Annotated in this window: 19 protein-coding genes; 7 read left to right on the top strand and 12 right to left on the bottom strand. The window is 74.4% G+C overall.

Annotation, left to right across the window (positions count from 1 at the left end):
* Window positions 1-4: 4 nt before the first annotated feature.
* A complete protein-coding gene (locus FB00_RS21110; protein WP_052877604.1) occupies window positions 5-676 on the bottom strand; it encodes a hypothetical protein in 672 nt (223 codons plus the stop codon).
* A gap of 42 nt (window positions 677-718) precedes the next feature.
* Window positions 719-1,963 carry a tRNA dihydrouridine synthase DusB gene (gene dusB / locus FB00_RS11255; RefSeq protein ID WP_047233011.1) on the bottom strand — a complete coding sequence of 415 codons (1,245 nt, stop codon included), beginning with the start codon at window positions 1,961-1,963 and terminating at the stop codon, window positions 719-721.
* 116 nt (window positions 1,964-2,079) lie between these two features.
* Between dusB and FB00_RS22035 the strand changes: the two genes are divergently transcribed.
* The gene (locus FB00_RS22035; RefSeq protein ID WP_144425673.1) at window positions 2,080-2,238 is read left to right on the top strand and encodes a hypothetical protein; all 159 of its coding nucleotides are present in this window, start codon (window positions 2,080-2,082) and stop codon (window positions 2,236-2,238) included.
* A 104-nt stretch (window positions 2,239-2,342) separates the two neighbouring features.
* On the opposite strand, the gene FB00_RS11250 is transcribed toward FB00_RS22035, so the two are convergent.
* Window positions 2,343-3,746 (bottom strand): glycine--tRNA ligase, encoded by a 1,404-nt coding sequence (locus FB00_RS11250; RefSeq protein WP_047233010.1) that lies wholly within the window; start codon window positions 3,744-3,746, stop codon window positions 2,343-2,345.
* Window positions 3,747-3,900: 154 nt separating this feature from the next.
* Between FB00_RS11250 and FB00_RS11245 the strand changes: the two genes are divergently transcribed.
* From FB00_RS11245 to FB00_RS11220, 6 genes are read left to right on the top strand one after another with little or no spacing between them, the layout of a single operon-like run.
* Window positions 3,901-4,890 (top strand): metal ABC transporter substrate-binding protein, encoded by a 990-nt coding sequence (locus tag FB00_RS11245; protein WP_047233009.1) that lies wholly within the window; start codon window positions 3,901-3,903, stop codon window positions 4,888-4,890.
* Window positions 4,887-5,717, top strand: a complete 831-nt coding sequence (locus tag FB00_RS11240) for a metal ABC transporter ATP-binding protein (protein WP_047233008.1) — start codon at window positions 4,887-4,889, stop codon at window positions 5,715-5,717. Before FB00_RS11245 ends, FB00_RS11240 begins: the two co-directional genes overlap by 4 nt.
* Window positions 5,714-6,682 carry a metal ABC transporter permease gene (locus FB00_RS11235; protein ID WP_047233007.1) on the top strand — a complete coding sequence of 323 codons (969 nt, stop codon included), beginning with the start codon at window positions 5,714-5,716 and terminating at the stop codon, window positions 6,680-6,682. The genes FB00_RS11240 and FB00_RS11235 overlap by 4 nt, the downstream gene beginning before the upstream one ends.
* Window positions 6,679-7,068 carry a Fur family transcriptional regulator gene (locus FB00_RS11230; RefSeq protein ID WP_047233042.1) on the top strand — a complete coding sequence of 130 codons (390 nt, stop codon included), beginning with the start codon at window positions 6,679-6,681 and terminating at the stop codon, window positions 7,066-7,068. The genes FB00_RS11235 and FB00_RS11230 overlap by 4 nt, the downstream gene beginning before the upstream one ends.
* A 3-nt stretch (window positions 7,069-7,071) precedes the next feature.
* On the top strand, window positions 7,072-7,677 hold the full coding sequence (locus tag FB00_RS11225; RefSeq protein ID WP_144425672.1) for a DedA family protein: 606 nt from the start codon (window positions 7,072-7,074) through the stop codon (window positions 7,675-7,677).
* Window positions 7,678-7,707: 30 nt separating this feature from the next.
* Complete coding sequence (locus FB00_RS11220; protein ID WP_047233006.1) at window positions 7,708-8,385, top strand: alpha/beta fold hydrolase; 678 nt, start codon at window positions 7,708-7,710, stop codon at window positions 8,383-8,385.
* 61 nt (window positions 8,386-8,446) lie between these two features.
* Here the strand turns inward: FB00_RS11220 and FB00_RS11215 are convergent, their stop codons facing one another.
* The 9 genes from FB00_RS11215 to FB00_RS11175 form a co-directional block, all read right to left on the bottom strand.
* Window positions 8,447-8,824, bottom strand: coding sequence for a VOC family protein (locus tag FB00_RS11215; RefSeq protein WP_047233005.1), 378 nt, complete (start codon window positions 8,822-8,824; stop codon window positions 8,447-8,449).
* Between the two features lie 58 nt (window positions 8,825-8,882).
* Window positions 8,883-9,674 carry an isoprenyl transferase gene (locus FB00_RS11210; RefSeq protein WP_047233004.1) on the bottom strand — a complete coding sequence of 264 codons (792 nt, stop codon included), beginning with the start codon at window positions 9,672-9,674 and terminating at the stop codon, window positions 8,883-8,885.
* Window positions 9,674-10,486: a DNA repair protein RecO gene (recO, locus tag FB00_RS11205; RefSeq protein WP_047233003.1), complete on the bottom strand. Its 813-nt coding sequence runs from the start codon at window positions 10,484-10,486 to the stop codon at window positions 9,674-9,676. Before recO ends, FB00_RS11210 begins: the two co-directional genes overlap by 1 nt.
* A 54-nt stretch (window positions 10,487-10,540) precedes the next feature.
* Window positions 10,541-11,113, bottom strand: coding sequence for a TetR/AcrR family transcriptional regulator (locus tag FB00_RS11200; RefSeq protein WP_047233002.1), 573 nt, complete (start codon window positions 11,111-11,113; stop codon window positions 10,541-10,543).
* 112 nt (window positions 11,114-11,225) lie between these two features.
* Complete coding sequence (locus FB00_RS11195; protein WP_047233001.1) at window positions 11,226-11,936, bottom strand: ABC transporter ATP-binding protein; 711 nt, start codon at window positions 11,934-11,936, stop codon at window positions 11,226-11,228.
* Window positions 11,933-13,054 carry an ABC transporter permease gene (locus FB00_RS11190; protein WP_047233000.1) on the bottom strand — a complete coding sequence of 374 codons (1,122 nt, stop codon included), beginning with the start codon at window positions 13,052-13,054 and terminating at the stop codon, window positions 11,933-11,935. The genes FB00_RS11195 and FB00_RS11190 overlap by 4 nt, the downstream gene beginning before the upstream one ends.
* A 119-nt stretch (window positions 13,055-13,173) precedes the next feature.
* Window positions 13,174-14,955, bottom strand: a complete 1,782-nt coding sequence (gene leuA / locus FB00_RS11185) for a 2-isopropylmalate synthase (RefSeq protein WP_047232999.1) — start codon at window positions 14,953-14,955, stop codon at window positions 13,174-13,176.
* Between the two features lie 275 nt (window positions 14,956-15,230).
* On the bottom strand, window positions 15,231-17,381 hold the full coding sequence (locus FB00_RS22340; RefSeq protein ID WP_052877603.1) for a hypothetical protein: 2,151 nt from the start codon (window positions 17,379-17,381) through the stop codon (window positions 15,231-15,233).
* A gap of 133 nt (window positions 17,382-17,514) precedes the next feature.
* Complete coding sequence (locus FB00_RS11175) at window positions 17,515-19,113, bottom strand: PQQ-binding-like beta-propeller repeat protein (RefSeq protein WP_047232998.1); 1,599 nt, start codon at window positions 19,111-19,113, stop codon at window positions 17,515-17,517.
* Between the last annotated feature and the right edge of the window lie 19 nt (window positions 19,114-19,132).

Raw genomic sequence — 19,132 nt, 5'->3', positions numbered from 1 at the left:
GTCCTCATGCCCGCAGGCCGGACTCGAACGCGGCGCGGACCACCTCGGTGGCGAACGCCGCGTCGCCGACGTAGGCGGACGCGGAGCACACGACCGCCCCCGGGGCGGCGACGCGCCACCACGTTCCGGCGACCGGGACCACGAGCACGGCGCCGCGCACGTCACCGATCCCGACGCCGTGCGTGCGGGCCACCTCCGCGGCGAGCGCGCGACGGTCGTCCGCCGCCGTTCGTCGGTGCAGCACCTCGGCGCGGTCCGCCTCGCGCTCCGCGAGGGCACGGTGCGCCTCGGGCCACAGGCGCGCGACGGCGTCGCGCAGCCCGGGCACGTCGTCCAGAGCCGCGAACGCGGGCGGTGAGCCGACGGCGTCCCGTGCCACGGACCGCGCGCGGACCCAGCCGAGGAACGCGTCCTCCCCCGACGGAGGCTCCGCGATCCTTCCGGCGGCCTCGAACGCGAGGGCGGCGCGCCACCAGACGATCCATCGCGACGCCGCGGCGTCGCGTGCGTCCGCCGGGAGCAGCGCCGACCGGTCGGCCGGTGCCGGCTCGCAGTGCGGCGGCGTGTCGTCGGCCGCGGCGACGAGCCCGAGCGCGTCGCGGACCCACAGCAGCAGGTCGAGGTCCCCGCCGTCCGACACCGACAGGCGCCACGACGGCCGACCCTCGAACCGCACCGCGGACCCCTCTCGCTCGTCGCCGTGGCTGTCCGACCGCCGTCAGCCGCCGGAGACGCTCAGCTCGGCCTCGCGCAGGCGCTCCTCGTGCTCGGCGTCGAGCTCGCGCGAGTCGAGCCAGCCGTACGGCAGGTGCGGCGTCTTGGGCGAACCGGCACGGCCGCGCTGCCCCTCGGCGGCCTCGCCGGGGTACGGGGCGTCCTGGTCGAGCGCGTCGAGGTGCCCGCGCAGCTCGTCGAGCGTCGAGACCATCGCGAGCGCGCGACGCGCGTCGCCGCCCACCGCGTAGCCCTTGAGGTACCAGGCCATGTGCTTGCGGAGGTCACGCATGCCCTTGCCCTCGTCGCCGTCGAAGTACTCGATCATGAGCTCGCCGTGGCGGTAGATCGTGTCGGCCACCTCGCGCAGCCCCGGCCGCACGCGCTCGGGCCGGCCCGCGAACGCGGCGGCGAGGTCGGCGAACAGCCACGGCCGCCCCTGGCACCCGCGGCCCACGACGACGCCGTCGCAGCCCGTCTCGCGCACCATGCGGACCGCGTCCTCGGCGGACCAGATGTCGCCGTTGCCGAGCACCGGCACGCTCGTGACCGCCTCCTTGAGGCGGGCGATCGCGGTCCAGTCCGCGGTGCCCGAGTAGTGCTCGGCGGCCGTGCGCGCGTGCAGCGCGACCGCGGCGACGCCGAGGCCCTCGGCGATGCGGCCGGCCTCGAGGTAGGTGAGGTGGTCGTCGTCGATGCCCTTGCGCATCTTCACCGTGACGGGGACCCCGTACGGGCGGGCGGCCTCGACGGCGCCCCGCACGATCGCGGTGAACAGGTCGCGCTTCCAGGGCAGCGCCGCTCCCCCGCCCTTGCGCGTCACCTTGGGCACCGGGCAGCCGAAGTTGAGGTCGACGTGGTCGGCGCGGTCCTCGGCGACGATGATGCGCACGGCCTCGCGGACGGTCGCCGGGTCGACGCCGTACACCTGCGCGGACCGCGGCGTCTCGTCCGCGCCGAACGTCACGATGCGCAGCGCCTCCGTGTTGCGCTCGACGAGCGCGCGGCTCGTCACCATCTCGGCGACGTAGAGCCCGGGGTCGTCGCCGCCGCTCGCGCCGGCCTCGCGGCACAGCGTGCGGAACGCGCGGTTCGTGACGCCCGCCATCGGGGCGAGGACGACCGGCGTCTCGACGACGATCGGGCCGATCCGCAGCGGCGCGAGCAGCGGACCCGTGCCGGCGGAGGCCGGGCCGGGGTCGGCGGTCGTCGTGCTGAGGACAGGGGCGGGAGCAGTCACGCGCTCCATTGTCCCATCCGGAGTGGTCTCACCCGCGAGAGGCGTTCGACGAGCGAGCAGCGGCCGGTCGTGGCAGTGTTGAGGAGGTCCGGCAATCCAGGCCGGACATGGACGAAAGGGACGACATGCCTCTCTGGCTCATCCTGGTCATCGTCGGCGCCGTGCTGCTCATCCTCGGCGTCGCCATCGAGGCCGCGAAGGTCCTCATCTGGATCGGCATCATCGTGCTGGTCGTGAGCCTCGTGATCGGCCTGCTCAACCGGGCGAAGGGGGCGGCCCGCTAGCGCGAGGCCGCAGGGGGCGACGCGTCCCGACACGACGCGACGGAGGGGCGGGACCGCGAACGGTCCCGCCCCTCCTATGTGCCCGGCGCGTGCCGGGCGGACGGTCAGGCGCCGAGCAGGTGCCCGGCCAGGTACTCGGTGACCTTGTCGAGCGCGACGCGCTCCTGGGCCATCGAGTCGCGGTGCCGGATCGTCACGGCCTGGTCGTCGAGCGTGTCGAAGTCGACCGTGATGCAGAACGGCGTGCCGATCTCGTCCTGACGGCGGTACCGGCGGCCGATGGCGCCGGCGTCGTCGAAGTCGACGTTCCAGTACTTGCGGAGCTCCGTCGCGAGGTCCTTCGCCTTGGGCGAGAGCTGCTCGTTGCGGCTCAGCGGCAGCACCGCCGCCTTGACCGGCGCGAGGCGGTGGTCGAGGCGCAGGACCGTGCGCGTGTCCACGCCGCCCTTCGCGTTCGGCGCCTCGTCCTCGGTGTACGCCTCGACGAGGAAGGCCATGAGCGAGCGCGTGAGGCCCGCGGCCGGCTCGATGACGTAGGGCACCCAGCGCTCGTTCTTCGTCTGGTCGAAGTACGACAGGTCCTTGCCGGAGTGCTCCGCGTGCGTCTTGAGGTCGAAGTCGGTGCGGTTCGCGATGCCCTCGAGCTCGCCCCACTCCGAGCCGGAGAAGCCGAAGCGGTACTCGATGTCGACCGTGCGGGTCGAGTAGTGCGAGAGCTTCTCCTGCGGGTGCTCGTACAGGCGGAGGTTGTCGCGCGCGATGCCGAGGTCGACGTACCAGTCGGTGCGCGTGTCGATCCAGTACTGGTGCCACTCGGCGTCCGTGCCCGGCTCGACGAAGAACTCCATCTCCATCTGCTCGAACTCGCGCGTGCGGAAGATGAAGTTGCCCGGCGTGATCTCGTTGCGGAACGACTTGCCGATCTGGCCGATACCAAAGGGAGGCTTACGGCGGGCCGCTCCCATGACGTTGGCGAAGTTCACGAAGATGCCCTGCGCCGTCTCCGGGCGCAGGTAGTGCAGGCCGGACTCGTCCTCGACCGGGCCGAGGTAGGTCTTGAGCATCATGTTGAAGTCGCGGGGCTCGGTCCACTGCCCGCGCGTGCCGCAGTTGGGGCACACGATCTCGGCGAGGCCGCCCTCGGGCGCGCGGCCCTTCTTCTCCTCGAACTCCTCGATCATCTGGTCCTCGCGGAACCGCTTGTGACAGTGCAGGCACTCCGTGAGCGGGTCGGTGAAGACGCCGACGTGGCCCGAGGCGACCCAGACCTGGCGCGGGAGGATGACGGAGGAGTCGAGGCCCACGACGTCGTCGCGGCTGGTGACCATCGCGCGCCACCACTGCTTCTTGATGTTCTCCTTGAGCTCGGTGCCGAGCGGCCCGTAGTCCCAGGCGGAGCGGGTACCGCCGTAGATCTCGCCCGAGGGGAAGACGAACCCGCGCCGCTTGGCGAGGGAGACGACGGCGTCGAGACGGGCGGTGGGTGAGGGCGCTGCGGCCACGGACATCACTCCTGGTGCTCACGGCCCCGCACGTGGCTCGTGGGGGCTGGACGGGTGGGCGACGCCCGCACGGGCGCCGACCGACCAGCGTACCTGGCCGTGACCCGGCTCACCGGGAACGGTTTTGACATTCATTCTCAAGAAGCCGGAGACTGGAGCCATGCACCGCTCCCCCGCCCGGCGCCGTCGCGCCCTCGTCACCACCGCCGCCCTCGCCACGGCTGCCCTCGTCGCAGCCTGCTCCCCCGGCGACGGCGGTTCCGGCGGCAACGACGACGGGCGGCTCCAGGTGCTCGCATCCTTCTACCCGCTCCAGTACGTCGTCGAGCAGGTCGGCGGCGAGCACGTCGACGTCTCCAACCTCACCCCGCCTGCGGCCGAGCCGCACGACCTCGAGCTCGCGCCCGCCCAGGTGCGGTCGATCGGCGACGCCGACCTCGTGGTCTACCTCTCGGGCTTCCAGCCCGCGGTCGACGAGGGGATCGAGCAGCGCGCCCCGGAGCACGTCGTCGACGCCGCCGGGTCGGCGGGGCTCGAGGAGCACCCGGGCGAGGACGCGGACGCGCACGCCGACGAGAGCGCGGAGGAGCACGCCGAGCACGCGGACGAGTCCGGCGACGGCCACGACCACGGCCCGACCGACCCGCACTTCTGGCTCGACCCGACGCGGCTCGCCGCCGTCGGCGACGCCGTCGCGGACGAGCTCTCCGCGATCGACCCCGACCACGCGGACGACTACGCCGCCGGGGCCGCGGCGCTCACGGCGGACCTCGACGACCTCGACGCCGAGTACGCGCAGACGCTCGCCCCCTGCGCGGGCGCGACCCTCGTCACGTCGCACGAGGCGTTCGGCTACCTCGCGGAGCGCTACGACCTGCACCAGGTGGGTATCTCGGGCATCGACCCCGAGGCCGAGCCGTCCCCCGCCCGACTGCGCGAGGTGGGCGAGGTCGTCCGCGAGAACGGCGTGACCACCCTCTTCTTCGAGACGCTCGTGAGCCCCAAGGTGACTCAGACGCTCGCCGACGACCTCGGCGTGCAGACCGCTCTGCTCGACCCGCTCGAGAGCCTCGCGGAGGGCGCGACGGACTACCGTGAGGTCATGGAGTCCAACCTCGAGGCGCTCACCTCCGGCCTCGTCTGCTCATGACGGACGCAGCAGAGCTCGTCGCCGCGCGCGACGTCCACGTGACCCTCGGCGGGAGCGAGATCCTCCGCGGGATCGACCTGACCGTCGGCGCCGGCGAGGTCGTCGCGGTCCTCGGCGCCAACGGGTCGGGCAAGTCGACGCTCGTGCGGGCTCTCGTCGGGATCGTGCCGCTGTCCCGCGGCTCCGTCGACCTCTTCGGAGCACCGCTCGGTCCCCGCCTCCCCTGGCAGCGGCTCGGGTACGTGCCGCAGCGCGTCGCCGCGCCGTCGGGCATGCCGTCCACGGCGTCCGAGGTCGTCGCCTCCGGCCTCCTCGGCGGCGCCCGCCTCCGGCTCCCCCGCGGCTGGCGGGCGCGCACGGTCGAGGCGCTCGACCTCGTAGGGCTCGCCGACCGCGCGGACGACTCCACCGCCGAGCTGTCGGGCGGCCAGCAGCAGCGCGTGCTCATCGCGCGCGCCCTGGTCCGCCGGCCCGACCTTCTCGTCCTCGACGAGCCGGTCGCCGGCGTGGACAAGCCCAGCCAGGAGGCGTTCGCCGCGACCATGACGCGGCTCGTGGGCGACGGACTCACCGTGCTCGTCGTCCTCCACGAGCTCGGCGCGCTCGCCCCGCTCATCGAGCGCGCGGTCGTGCTGCGCCACGGCCGCGTCGTGCACGACGGCGCCCCGCCCCGCGCGTCGTCGACCCACGCGAGCGCCACGCACCAGCACCTGCACCCGCACGAGCCCGCGGACGCCGGCAACCGCGCCACCGGCCCGGAGACGGGCCTCACCGACACCCTCAACCCCGACCTCGCCGCGGGACACGCACCCAGGACGACCTCATGACCACGGTGTTCTCCGAGATCTCCCTGATGCTCACCGACCCGCTCATGCAGCGTGCCCTCCTCGCCGCGCTCCTGGTCGGCGTCAGCGCGCCCGTCGTGGGCACGTACCTCGTGCAGCGCAAGCTCTCGCTCCTCGGCGACGGCATCGGGCACGTCGCCCTCACCGGCGTCGCGCTCGGCTGGCTCGTCGGAGCCGCGATGGGCGTCGTCCCGAACGACGCGCTCGCGATCCCGGGGGCCGTGGTCGCGGCCGTGCTCGGCGCGGTCGCGATCGAGGTCGTGCGCGAGCGCGGCCGGACGAGCGGCGACCTCGCGCTCGCGCTCCTGTTCTACGGCGGCATCGCGGGCGGCGTCCTGCTCATCGGGCTCGCCGGGGGCTCCTCGGGGAGCCTCATGCAGTACCTCTTCGGCTCCATCTCGACCGTCACGTCGTCGGACCTCGTCCTCACGGTCGTGCTCAGCGCCGTGATCCTGCTCGTCGGGCTCGGGCTGCGCGCCGCGCTGTTCTCCGTGAGCCACGACGAGGAGTTCGCGCGCGCGTCGGGCCTGCCGGTCCGGACGCTCAACATCGCGGTCGCGGTCGTCGCCGCGCTCACGGTGACGGTGTCGATGCGGGTCGTCGGGCTGCTGCTCGTCAGCGCGCTGATGATCGTGCCCGTCGCGGTCGCGCAGCTCGTCACGCGCTCGTTCCGCCGGACGATGCTCGTCGCGTCGGTCGTCGGCGTGGTCGTGTGCGTCGCCGGACTGTCCTTCACGTACTGGAACAACGTCTCGCCGGGCGCCACCATCGTGGTCCTCGCGATCGCCACCTACCTCCTCGTCGCGGTCCTGCGGCCGCTGTGGGTCCGTCGACGCCCGCGCGTCGCGCGGGACCCGCACCCGGACATCCCCGACGACGTCGAGCTCGACCTCGTACCCTCGGGGGCGTCGAACCGCACACCCGGAGGTGAATCGTGCAGCGCATGACCCGCCAGCGCGCCGCCGTCTCGGACGCGCTGGAGAACCTCGACGACTTCCGCAGCGCCCAGCAGCTCCACGAGATCCTGCGGACGCGTGGGGACAACGTGGGCCTCGCCACCGTCTACCGCACGCTCCAGAGCCTCGCGGACGGCGGCGACGTCGACGTGCTGCGCACCGAGGAGGGCGAGAACCTCTACCGCCGGTGCGAACGGCGCGAGCACCACCACCACCTCGTGTGCCGCACGTGCGGCCGCACGGTCGAGATCGACGGCCCGACCGTCGAGGCGTGGGCCAACCAGGTGGGCACGTCGCACGGGTTCGTCGACATCCAGCACACGATCGAGCTGTTCGGCACGTGCGCGGGGTGCGCACGCGCGTCCGTGCGGGACTGAGCCGTGCCCGACGCGCTGGACGGCGCCCCGTTCGCCGCGCTGTTCGCGTTCTTCTTCGCGATCGCGTTCGTCCGGACGCAGGCGACGTACTGGATCGCCCGGCTCGTCACGACGTGGACGCTGGACCGGACGCGCCCCGTGAAGCCGTGGGTCGCGCGCGTCCACGCCTGGTTGTCGGGTCGGTCGGCGGCGCGCGGGATCGAGACCGTCCGCCGCTGGGGCGTCCTCGCCGTCCCCGTGTCCTTCCTCGCGACCGGGACCAAGACGGTCGTCAACGCCGCCGCGGGCGTCGTCCGGATGCCGTTCGGCCGCTACCTCGCCGCGATGACGCTCGGGTGCGCGATCCACGCGACCATCTACGCGACCGTCGGCTGGGCCGTGTGGACCGCCGCCTTCGCCGCGGCGACCGGGTCGCCGTGGGGTGTCGCGGCGCTGGTCCTGCTGGCCCTGGCCTTGGCCGTCGGCGTCGTCGTCGTGGTTCGACGCCGCGCCGCCCGCAGGCCTGTCGCCGCGGCGGGCTCGGCGGTCGCCCTCGACGGGACCGGCCTCGTCCTGGAGGCCGACGCCCAGGTGCAGGACGCGCGGGACGCGACGCGCCTCGACCGATGAGATGACGCGCGCCCGACCGTCCGAACCTGCATGACCACGTTCCTCCTGCTGCCCGGCGCCGGCGGCGACCCCGCGTACTGGGACCTGCTGGCACCGGAGCTCGCCCGGCTCGGCCACCTCCCCGTCCCCGTCGACCTGCCCCAGCACGACGAGGGCTACGGCTGGGCCGACCTCACCGACGTCGCCGTCGCGTCCCTGCACCACGCGGCGGGCCCGGCCGAGCGGGACGACCTCGTCGTCGTGGCCCAGTCCATGGGCGCGTACGTCGGCCCGCTCGTGTGCGAGCGCGAGGCGGTCCGCCTGCTCGTGCTGCTCAACCCGATGATCCCGCTGCCGGGCGAGACCGGGGCCGACTGGTGGCGCGCGACCGACCACGCCGCGCGACGCGCGGAGACCGGGCTCGGGCCGTTCGACCCCGTGGACGACTTCCTCCACGACGTGCCCGACGCCGTCGCGGCCGTCGTGCAGCGCAGCGACCGGCAGCCGTCCGAGCGTTCCTTCGCCGAGCCGTGGCCGGCGCCCTCCTGGCCGGCCGTGCCGACGGTCGTGCTCCAGGGCGCTGACGACCGGCTCTTCCCGGTGGCCTTCCAGCGCGACGTCGCCCGCGAGCGTCTGGGCACCGAGGTCGAGACGCTGCCCGGCGGCCACCTCGTGGCGCTCAGCCGGCCGGTCGAGCTCGCCGCCCGGCTCGAGGCCCTCGCCCGCTGACGGCCCGTCCCGGTCAGCGGCGCGGACCGAGGACGGTGCGGCTCCTGCGCCGGACCGCGGCTCAGCCGAGCGTCGTCGCGGCGCCGTCGGCCGCGCCGACGCAGAACTGGTTGCCCTGCGGGTCGGCGAGCACGGCCCAGCGGAAGCCAGGCATCGTGTGCTCTGCGACGAACGTCGCGCCGTCGGCCACGAGCGCAGCGACGTCCGCCTCCCGGTCGGACGTCCCGAGGTCCAGGTGCAGCCGGTTCTTGCCGGGGGTCGGGTCCTCGACACGCTGGAAGCCGAGGACCGGGGCGGACACGCCGTCCGCGGGCACGACCTCGAGGAACCACCCGTCCGACTCGTCGACCACCCGTCCGCCGAGCTGACGCGCCCACCACTGCGCGAGCGGACGGGGGTCGGTGGAGTCCACGGTCACCATGCCGATGCTCAGAGCCATGGCGCGCACGCTACCGGCCGCCGCCCGCTCCGTCCCCCGCACGGCCCCGGCCGCGACCTCAGGCGGTACCGCCCACCGCGTCGACCGCGCCGCCGTAGCGGCGGTCGCGGCGCGCGTACTCCTCGACCGCGCGCCAGAGCGACCGACGGTCGACGTCCGGCCACGGCTCCGGGAGGAACACGAGCTCCGCGTACGCGGCCTGCCAGATCATGAAGTTGGACGTGCGCTGCTCGCCCGAGCTGCGCAGGAACAGGTCGACGTCCGGCAGGTCGGGCTCGTCGAGGTGCTGCTGGACGGTGCGCTCGGTGACCTTGCCCGGGTCGAGCCGCCCGGCGGCGACCTCGCGCGCGATGGCGGCCGCGGCGTCGGCGATCTCCGCGCGCCCCCCGTAGTTGACGCACATCGTCAGGGTGCACACGTCGTTGTTCTTCGTCTGCTCCTCCGCGATCTCGAGCTCCTTGATCACGGACGTCCACAGCCGCGGCCGGCGCCCCGCCCACCGCACGCGCACGCCCCACGAGTCCATCTCGTCGCGGCGCCGCCGGATCACGTCGCGGTTGAAGCCCATGAGGAAACGCACCTCGTCGGGCGAACGCTTCCAGTTCTCCGTCGAGAACGCGTACGCCGACACGTGCTTGACGCCGATCTCGATGGCGCCGGCCACGACGTCGAGCAGCGCGGCCTCGCCCGCCTCGTGGCCCGCGGTGCGCGGCAGCCCGCGCGCGTTGGCCCAGCGACCGTTGCCGTCCATGACCACGGCCACGTGGTTCGGCACGAACTGCGCCGGGATCGCCGGTGCCCGCTCGCCGCTCGGGTGGGGGAACGGTCGCGCGTACGTCCGCTTCGCCATCAGGCGTCCGCCCCGCGGCCCTGACGGTCCGCGGCGACGCCGACCGGTCCGGCGGGCGAGGCGGCAGGCGGGGCGACGGGCGCGTCCCGCTCGACCATGCGCAGTGATCGCAACGTTCTCTCCAGGTGGTATTGGCTGTACGCGGCCACGAGGCCGCTCGCTTCCTTGCGGTGCCGGGCGTCCGACGCGTCGGCGGTCTCCCACTCCCCCGCGAGCAGCGCGGCGAGGAGGGCGAAGGTCTGGGGGGCGGGCGCCGTCGAACCGGGCGGGCGGCAGCGCGAGCACACCGCGCCGCCCTGCGCGACGGCGAACGCGTGGTGCGGGCCCGGCTCGCCGCAGCGTGCGCAGTCGACGAACGACGGCGCCCAGCCCGCGACGGCCAGCGCCCGCAGGAGGTAGGAGTCCAGGACGAGGCCCGGCGCGTGCGCCTGCTCGGACAGCGCCCGCAACGCACCGGCGAGCAGCCAGTACTGCTGCACCGCGGGCTCGCGCTCGTCGGCGACGAGCCGCTCCGCCGTCTCGAGCATCGCCGCGCCCGCGGTGTACAGGCCGTAGTCCTCGCAGATCCGTCGGGCGTACGGGCCGATCGTCTCCGCCTGCGTCACCGTGTCCAGCGACCGGCCCGCGTAGAGCTGGACGTCGACGACCATGAACGGCTCCAGCCGCGCCCCGAACCGGGACGACGTGCGCCGCACCCCCTTGCCCACCGCGCGCACCTTGCCGTGCTCGCGCGTGAGGAGGGTGACGATACGGTCCGCCTCGCCCAGCTTCTGGGCGCGCAGCACGATCGCGTCGTCTCGGTACAGCACCACGCCCCTATTGTCCGTCACGCCGCCGACACGGCGTGCACCACCCGCCGACGACGCTCAGGCGGGCGCGAGGCACCCGAGCACGGCGCGCACCCGGGCCAGCGTCGTCTCCGCGTCCTCGCCGGCCTCCACCTGGCGGGCCGCGGCGAGGACCACGGCGTTGACGAGCTCCGCGGAGCGCGCGGCGTCCGGGACGTCGAGCTGCTCCAGAGCCTCCACGAGCGGCACGAGGATCGTCGCGTGCATCGCCGCGCTCTGCTGCGCGAGCGCCTCGCGGCCCGCCTCGGCACGCAGCGCCGCGACGACGGCGTGCTCGCCCTCGGCGACGAGGAGCAGGTTCTCGCGCGCGTAGGCGACGATCGCGTCCTCCGGGGACGCCGCCGTCGCGACCGCGGCCGTGATGCGCGCCGACCACCGCGGCACGACGTCGGCGACGACGGCGTCCAGGAGCTCCTCCCGCGACCGGAAGTACTGGTAGACGCTCGACCGGGCGAGCCCGGCGCGCGCCGCGACCGCCGCGAGCGTGAGCCCGCTCCCGTCCTCGCGGATGAGCTCTCGCGCGGCGTCGAGCAGCGCGCGCAGCTGCGCGGCGCGGTGCTCCGCCACCGTCGGAGCGGCGATCTTCGGCACGGTGCCTCCTCCTCCCCGGGCACGACGACCCGGCCGGACCATCATGCCCGAGGACCGGGCGCGCGGGCGGCGCCGTCCTCGCCGACCCCGACCCCCGCGTGCACCCGACCGGTCACCCCGCGACGGCGGGGATCCCGAGGCGCCCGTCGACCATCTCGACGACCCGGTGGCAGTGCTCGAGCACGTCGTGGTCGTGCGTGACCATGAGCGCCGCGGCGCCGAACGCCTCCGCCTCGCGAGCCAGGAGGCTCACGACCTCGTGGCTGCGCGCCCGGTCGAGCGCCGCCGTCGGCTCGTCGACGAGGAGCAGCGCGGGGCTCGCGACGAGAGCTCGGGCGATGCCCACGCGCTGCCGCTCGCCGCCGGAGAGCTGGTCCGGGCGCCGGTCCGCACGGTGGCTCATGGACACGGACTCCAGGAGCTCGCGGGGGTTGCGCGCTCGGGGGTCGCGCTCGTCGATCCGGGCGATCCGCAGCGCGAGCCGGAGCTGGTCGACGCTCGTGAGCGCCGGGAGGAGGTTGCCGGACTGGAAGACGAAGCCGATGCGCTCGCGCCGCAGCCGGGCGCGCTCGCGCTCGCTCGCCGCGCCGAGGTCGACCCCTTCGAGGCGCACGGTCCCGGACTCGGGCGCCGTGAGCGCGCCGGCGACGGCGAGGAGGCTCGACTTGCCGGAGCCCGAGGGCCCGACGACGCCGACGAGCTCGCCCGCGGCGACGCTCAGGCTCACCTCGTCGAGCGCGACGACGGTCGAGTCCCCGTCACCGTGGCGGACGGTGACGCGGTCGATCTCGAGCACGGGCGTGGCGGGGGTGGTGGTGCTCATCGCTGCCCTCCCAGGGCGGTCAGGGGGTCGACGGAGGTGATGCGCGCGACGGCGACGGCCGCTCCGGCCATGCCGAGGACGAAGAGCAGGACGCCGGCCAGGACGAGGTCGGGGGCCTGGAGCGCGAACGGCATCGGCGACGCGCCGAGGCCCGCGCCCGCCGCGACGCCGAGGGCGAAGCCCACGCCGATCGAGGCGAGCAGGAGCACGGCGGCCTGACCGAGGGAGTCGGCGAGCAGGAAGCGACGTCGCGCCCCCATGGCGCGCATCACGGCGATCTCGTGCCGGCGCTGGATGACCCAGACGGTGAAGAACGCGCCGACGACGAGCGCGGAGATGGCGTAGAGGAACACCTGGATGAGCAGGAGCGTCGCGGTCTCGGCCGCGTACCCCGGCGAGGCGTCGAAGGACTCGGTGAGCGTCCGGGTCACCGTGCCCGACGCCGCGTCGGCGGCCCCCCGGTCGAACGACGCAGGATCGGTGCGCAGCGCGACGGCGGTCGCGACGTCCGGGACGTCGGCGCCCGGTCCCTCCGCGCCGGCGAGCAGCTCCTGCCACGTGGCGAGCGGCAGATAGGCGATGTCGACGTGCCCGAACGTGTGCTGGTCCTCCAGGACACCCACGACGGTGAGCGTGCGCTCCGGGCGCGCGAGCGTCACGGTGTCCCCGACGGCGAGGCCGTCCTCGGCGGCGGTCGCCGAGACGACGATCCCGTCCGCCGCGCCGACCGGGTCGCCCTGCGCGAGCGCGGTGGGAGCCACGAACGAGCCGGGCTCGACGCCGACGAGGGTGAGGTCGACGGGCGAGCCGTCCTCCTGGTGCGCGTTGGCCAGGAGGAGGCCGTACGGGGCGGCCTCGATCACGCCCCGCTGCTCGGCCATGGTGCCGACCTGGTCGGTCTCGATGACGGAGCGCGTGAACGCGGCGTCGGTCCCGGTGCCCTCGTCGAAGGCGAAGTCGGTGACGGGGGTGCGCTTGAGGCCGGAGACGCCGTCGTTGACGAGCCCGGCCGACAGGCCGGAGAGCAGGACGACGAGGACCGCGACCAGCGCGACCACACCGCCCATGAGGAGGAAGCGGGTGCGCGCGAAGACGAGCTCGCGCAACGCGAGGAACATGAGGGACCTTCCGATGTTGTCGACAGTGCGTCGGTATCTTACCAACGCTGTGTCGACAAAACACCGACGGCCCGGACGACGAGGTCGTCCGGGCCGTCGGAAGATCGGCGAGGCGGTGGTCAGCCCTGGGCACGCTCCGCGCGGTTCACGGCGGACACGATGGCCTTGAGCGACGCCGTGGTGATCGACGGGTCGATGCCGACGCCCCACAGGACGTCGTCGCCCACCTGGCACTCGACGTACGCCGCGGCGGTCGCGTCGCCGCCCTCGGACAGGGCGTGCTCGGCGTAGTCGAGCACGCGGACGTCGACGCCCACCTGGGCGATCGCGTCGACGAAGGCGGCGACCGGGCCGTTGCCGGTGCCCTCGAGCGTGAGCTGCTCGCCGCGGTCGACGACGTCGACGCTCAGCGTGTCCGGCCCCTCCTCGCTCGACGACGCGCGCGTCGAACGGAGCTTGAGGCGGCCCCACGGCTCCAGGCCGGAGTCGGGCTCGACGGGCAGGTACTCGTCGGAGAAGATCCGCCAGATGTCGTCGCCGGTGACCTCGGTGCCCTGCTGGTCGGTGTGGTGCTGCACCGCCTGGCTGAACTCGATCTGGAGCCGCCGCGGCAGGTCGAGGTGGCGCTCCGACTTCAGCAGGTAGGAGATGCCGCCCTTGCCGGACTGCGAGTTGACGCGGATGACGGCCTCGTAGGAGCGGCCGACGTCCTTGGGGTCGATCGGCAGGTACGGGACGGCCCACACGAGGTCGTCGACCGTCTTGCCCTCGGCCTCCGCGTGGACGGCCATCGCGTCGAAGCCCTTCTTGATGGCGTCCTGGTGCGAGCCGGAGAACGCCGTGAAGACGAGGTCACCGGCGTAGGGGTGGCGCTCGGGCACGCCGAGCTGGTTGCAGTACTCGACGGTGCGGCGCACGTGGTCGATGTCGGAGAAGTCGATCTGCGGGTCGACGCCCTGGCTGAACAGGTTCATGCCCAGCGTCACGAGGCACACGTTGCCGGTGCGCTCGCCGTTGCCGAACAGGCAGCCCTCGATGCGGTCGGCGCCGGCCTGGTACCCCAGCTCGGCGGCGGCGACCGCGGTGCCGCGGTCGTTGTGCGGGTGCAGCGACAGGACGACGTTCTCGCGGTGGTTCAGGTGCCGGTTCATCCACTCGATCGAGTCGGCGTAGACGTTCGGCGTCGCCATCTCGACCGTGGCGGGCAGGTTGATGATGACCTTGCGGTCCGGGCGGGGCTCGAAGACCTCGAGCACCTCGTTGCAGATGCGCGCGGCGAACTCGAGCTCGGTACCGGTGTAGGACTCGGGCGAGTACTCGTAGTAGACCGTCGTCTCCGGGACGGTCTCCTCGAACTTCTTGCACAGCCGCGCGCCGTCGACGGCGATCGCGATGATGCCCTCGGGGTCGGAGCGGAACACGACCTCGCGCTGGAGCACCGACGTCGAGTTGTACAGGTGGACGATCGCCTGCTTGGCGCCCTTGATCGCCTCGTAGGTGCGGGCGATGAGGTGCTCGCGCGACTGCGTCAGGACCTGGATGACGACGTCGTCGGGGATGCGGTCCTCCTCGATGAGCATCCGGACGAAGTCGAAGTCGGTCTGCGAGGCCGACGGGAAGCCGACCTCGATCTCCTTGTAGCCCATCTCGACGAGCAGCTCGAACATGCGCAGCTTGCGCTCCGCGTTCATGGGCTCGATGAGGGCCTGGTTACCGTCGCGCAGGTCGACCGCGCACCAGCGGGGAGCTGTCTCGATGCGCTTGTCGGGCCACGTGCGGTCGGGCACCGACACGTCGATCTGCCGGTGGAACGGCAGGTACTTGTGGATCGGCATGCCCGACGGCTGCTGCGGGTTCGCGTCCGTGGCGGTCGGCGTCGAGGAGGGGGCTGAGGCGTTCATCGTGGGTCCTTCGGGTCGTCTGATGGGTGTCAGCCGGCACACCGACCACCGCGACGAGGGACCGGCTAGAGAGCCTCGCCGCGGCAACGAAGGAGGAGCTGCCGCATCAGGTGCACGACGCCACTGTACTCCTCCACGCTCCGTGACCCGAGGACGTCCGCTCCTCGGGCACGTCGTCCGTGGGAACGCCGCGGCGGGGCCGCCCCTCTCCCGCACGGCGGCGCGACGACGCCCGGCCGCCTCCGCGGGGAGGTCGGCCGGGCGTCGTCGGGTGGTCAGCGGCGCGAGCGCAGCGCGGCGTCGACGGCGGGGTCGCCGAGGTTGCCGAGCCACTCCAGCAGCGCCGGGTAGGTGGACGGGTTCGCCGCCACCTGGGGCCGCAGGTGCGGCGCGTCCTGGACGATCTGCGCGAGGACCTCGAGCGGCGTGCTCGGGTCGAGCGCCTGGGCGGCCGTGAAGCCCGGCGCCTGGGCAGGCGGCGAGTACGACTGCTGCGGCTGCGCCGCGGGCTGCTGCCCGTACCCGGCGCCGTAGCCCTGCTGCGGCTGCCCCTGCTGCTGGTAGCCCTGCTGGGGGTAGCCCTGCTGGCCGTAGCCCGGGTAGCCCTGCGCGGGCGACGCGGCGCCGGGCTGCGCGGTCGGCTGCGGACCGGTGCCCGGCTGGCCCTCCTGGTACGCCGGCATGACGGCGGTCGAGGGGCCCTGGTCGGGGTCCAGGCCAGGGCGCGCGGCGTACCCGCTGCGCTCGGGCTCGACCTGCTGGACCGGGAGGACCTCGGTCGCGTCGCCGCCTGCGGGGGCCCAGCGGTCCCGGCCGGGCTGCTGCGCGGCGACCGGCCCGGTCTGCGTGGCGCCCGGGTACGCCCCGGCGCCGTGCGGGGTCGCCGGGTAGGAGCCGCCCGGCGGCTGCGCCACCGTAGGTCCGGACGCAGCGGCGGGCGCCGGGCGGACCGGCTTGGGCGCGGGCGGCTGCCAGACGTACGCCTGCGCCGCCTGCCCGGCGGCAGCGGCGGGCACCGGGCGGTGCTCGGCGAAGTACGCGCGCGCCTCGCGCGGGACGGTCAGGGCGCCGACGACGAGCAGCGGGAGCCCGAACGCGAGGAGCACGTGCTCGACGCCGGCGCCGAACACGACCCGGTTGGACGTCACGACGAGCAGGACGATGCCCAGCAGGGCGACCACGCCGGCCCCGCCGAGGGCGAGCGGGCGGCCGGACGTCGCGTCGCGGGCGAGCGAGCGGCGCGCGACGAACGCGACGGCCGCCGCGAGCACCCCCACCACGACGGCGAGCACGACCGGCACCCCGCGGGCGCCCTCGGCCAGCGTGAGCACGGCCGTCACGGCGAGGTACCCGGCGACGACGAGCGCGAGGTCGAGGGCGTTCACGGCGACGCGCACCCAGGTCTTCACGGGGTCGGCGGCGGCCATCGCCCGGTGCACGGCGGGCGCGGCGGCGATCGCGGCGAGCGCCGGGACGAGCACGAGCCCGAAACGGCCGCGGTGGGTGCTCTCGATCGTGAAGAGCCCGTTGTTGCCCGAGCCGAGCACGAACGCCACCGCGAGGATGACACCCAGCCCGACGAGCGTGAGGCGCGCCGCCTCCGACCGGCGCCACGTGCCGTACGTCGGCAGCCCGGCGAGCGCGAGGACGAACAGCGCGGAGACGAGCACGAGCAGGACGGAGAGGGCGCCGCCGAGAAGCGGCCCCGTGATCGTGAGGACGACCGTGAGCAGGACGGCCACCGCCAGGACGGCGGCCCCGACGAGGAGCGCCTGGAGCCACCGGTTCGTGACGGCGCGGTCCTGGTCCTGCGGTCCGAGCTCGCTCTCGCGCGGCTGCGCCGCGAGGAGCGCGCCTGCGAGCCCGAGCGCGGCCGCGGAGCCCACGCCGCCCCACCCGTCACGGAAGTCACCGCCCCCGACGACGTCGACGACGAGGTACACGCCGACGAGCAGGACGTACGGGGCGTTGGCGAGCAGGCGGACCTTTCGCGTGGTGTGCACGGTCCAGGTCGCGGGCAGCACCCCGGTGCGTGCCAGGTACGGCAGCGCGAGCGTGAGCAGGGAGAGGATCGTCAGGAGGACGACCTCGATCTTGTCGGACGCGCGGCTCGCGGCGTCCCACGGCAGCGCGAGCGACACGAGGAGCAGGAGCGCGGCGACGCCGTCGCGCACGTAGTCGCTCACGGGGATCCCGGCAAACGGCGAGGCGGCTCCCGACGCGGCGACCGGCTCGGCGGGCGTCTCGGCCCTCTCCTCGCCGCCAGGTCCGCCGTCTCCGGCGCCCGGCTCCGCGGGCGTCCCGACCGGCGCGCGCTCGGCCGAGGAGTCCCCGTCACCCACCGCGACGCCGTCGGGCGCCGTGGTCGGCCCGGTGCCCGCAGCACGGGGCTGCGGGTCCTCGGCCGGCTCTGTCTGGTTGGTCATCGTGCACTCCCTACGCTGTCGCGCCGTGCCGTACGCACGCACGCCGGCCCGACGGGCCCCGACCGTTTCTACCGGTTCATCACGTGCGTCTTCAAGCGCCCACGCGGCGCGGGCCCCGATCCGAGGACACGGCTCAGGACACGGCCGTCAGCCGGTCGACGCCGAGCAGGAAGAGCCGGCCCTCGACCGCGACCACGTGGTAGGTGTCCTCGGGCAGCGTCCACCGCCACTCGACGGCCCCGTCGTCGAGCGCGAGCGAGACGAGCCCCTGCCCCTCCCGGCCGCGCTCGGTCACGAAGAGAGATCGTCCGTCCGTGAGCACCGGCCAGGGCCCGCTGTCGTCGAGGTCCACGGCCCAGGCCTCCTCGCCGGTCCGCGCGTCGACGCTGCGGTACGACGAGTCCGTCTGCACGACCACCCGCCCGTCGACGCGCGCCACCGCCCGCAGGCCCGTCCCCGGGAGGGACCAGAGCTCCGAGCCGGTCGCCGCGTCGACCCCCACGATGCTCCCGAACGTGTTCGTGACGATCACCCCCGGGGCGGAGCCGTCGGAGAGCGGCGACTCGAGAACGCGACCCTTGATCCGGAAGGCCGGCTCGCCCGCGGCCGTGAAGACGGTCGCCGTGCCGCGCCCGTACTCGTTCCCCACGTAGCGCCCGTCCTGGAGCCGCACGATGGTCCACACGTCGTCCTCGACGAGCGAGCGGCCGTCCTCGGTGAGCGCCGCGGCGACGCCCGGCGCCAGGACGTCCACCACCCCGCGGCGGACGTCGAGCACGACGTCGCCCCCACGCCCGAGCCCGTCGTGCTCGAGCGAGCGGTCCCAGCGGACCTCTCCGGTCGCCGCGTCCTCGCGCACGACGGCGACGTCGCCACCCCGCCACCAGGCGCGCACGACGTCGGTGGCGCCGACCGGCACGACCGACAGCCGGCCGGCGGTCTCCACCGTCCGGTCCCCGACGACCTCGCCCGACCCGGACCGGACCGTGACCAGCCGGGCGACCTGCTCACGCCACCCCGACGGCACGGCGCACACGACCACCTCGCGGGCGGGCTCGCCCTGCGCCGGCAGGCACGTGGCCCGGTCGCCCAGGCGTTCGGACCGCCAGAGCACCGAGCCATCGTCGACCGAGTAGGCCGTGAGCCCTCCGTCGACCGTGACGACGGCGCCCACCGCCGGGACGATCTCGGAGCCCGGCGCGACCGGGACGGTCCACCGCGCCTCGGGCGGCTCCTCGAGCGGGCGCAGCCCACCCGCGAGCGCGGTGACGTCGACGGGCCGCGCGTCCTCCATCGACGCCGTGAAGGCGACCGAGCCCGCGAACGCGGCGGCGACCGCGACGGCGACCCACGGCACTGGGTGCGCGTACCAGGCACGCCGCGGCGCGTCCGCGTCGCCGTTCTCCCGGGACGGCCTGCGCTCGCGCCCGACCGGGGCGGACCGCGCCGCGGCGGTCGAGGGTCGCGGCACGTTCCCTGAGCCCTGCGGGTGCGGGGAGCGACGTCGGTCGTCCCGAGCCCCCGGGGCGGTCGCCGCGGGCGTGCCGCGGTCGCGCGCCGCCTCGGGCTCGCCGTCGAACACGGCGTCGAAGCGGTCGTCGGTGCGCAGCTCGGGCGGGAGGAGCTCGAAGCTGACGAAGCTCGCCGGTGCGCTGGCACCGTCCGTCGTCGGCTCGTGGGTGACGTGCCCGGCACGAGCCGCCCGGTCCTGCGCGAGCCGACGGCGCCTCACCTGTCCACGATACGCACGC

It is taken from the genome of Cellulosimicrobium funkei, assembly GCF_001019615.1.
GTDB lineage: Bacteria > Actinomycetota > Actinomycetes > Actinomycetales > Cellulomonadaceae > Cellulosimicrobium > Cellulosimicrobium cellulans_E.
Note: the sequence above shows the minus strand (reverse complement) of the source record. Positions and strands in the feature narration are given on the sequence as shown.

Bases quoted from the DNA above. Each gene is read 5' to 3' on its own strand.
- dusB (WP_047233011.1), bottom strand. From the start codon at position 1,963: ATGGAGCGCGTGACTGCTCCCGCCCCTGTCCTCAGCACGACGACCGCC.
- FB00_RS11250 (WP_047233010.1), bottom strand. From the start codon at position 3,746: ATGTCCGTGGCCGCAGCGCCCTCACCCACCGCCCGTCTCGACGCCGTC.
- FB00_RS11195 (WP_047233001.1), bottom strand. From the start codon at position 11,936: ATGAGCACCACCACCCCCGCCACGCCCGTGCTCGAGATCGACCGCGTC.
- leuA (WP_047232999.1), bottom strand. From the start codon at position 14,955: ATGAACGCCTCAGCCCCCTCCTCGACGCCGACCGCCACGGACGCGAAC.
- FB00_RS11190 (WP_047233000.1), bottom strand. From the start codon at position 13,054: ATGTTCCTCGCGTTGCGCGAGCTCGTCTTCGCGCGCACCCGCTTCCTC.
- FB00_RS22035 (WP_144425673.1), top strand. From the start codon at position 2,080: ATGCCTCTCTGGCTCATCCTGGTCATCGTCGGCGCCGTGCTGCTCATC.
- FB00_RS11240 (WP_047233008.1), top strand. From the start codon at position 4,887: ATGACGGACGCAGCAGAGCTCGTCGCCGCGCGCGACGTCCACGTGACC.
- FB00_RS11230 (WP_047233042.1), top strand. From the start codon at position 6,679: ATGACCCGCCAGCGCGCCGCCGTCTCGGACGCGCTGGAGAACCTCGAC.
- FB00_RS11235 (WP_047233007.1), top strand. From the start codon at position 5,714: ATGACCACGGTGTTCTCCGAGATCTCCCTGATGCTCACCGACCCGCTC.
- FB00_RS11220 (WP_047233006.1), top strand. From the start codon at position 7,708: ATGACCACGTTCCTCCTGCTGCCCGGCGCCGGCGGCGACCCCGCGTAC.
- FB00_RS22340 (WP_052877603.1), bottom strand. From the start codon at position 17,381: ATGACCAACCAGACAGAGCCGGCCGAGGACCCGCAGCCCCGTGCTGCG.
- FB00_RS11245 (WP_047233009.1), top strand. From the start codon at position 3,901: ATGCACCGCTCCCCCGCCCGGCGCCGTCGCGCCCTCGTCACCACCGCC.
- FB00_RS11215 (WP_047233005.1), bottom strand. From the start codon at position 8,824: ATGGCTCTGAGCATCGGCATGGTGACCGTGGACTCCACCGACCCCCGT.
- FB00_RS11210 (WP_047233004.1), bottom strand. From the start codon at position 9,674: ATGGCGAAGCGGACGTACGCGCGACCGTTCCCCCACCCGAGCGGCGAG.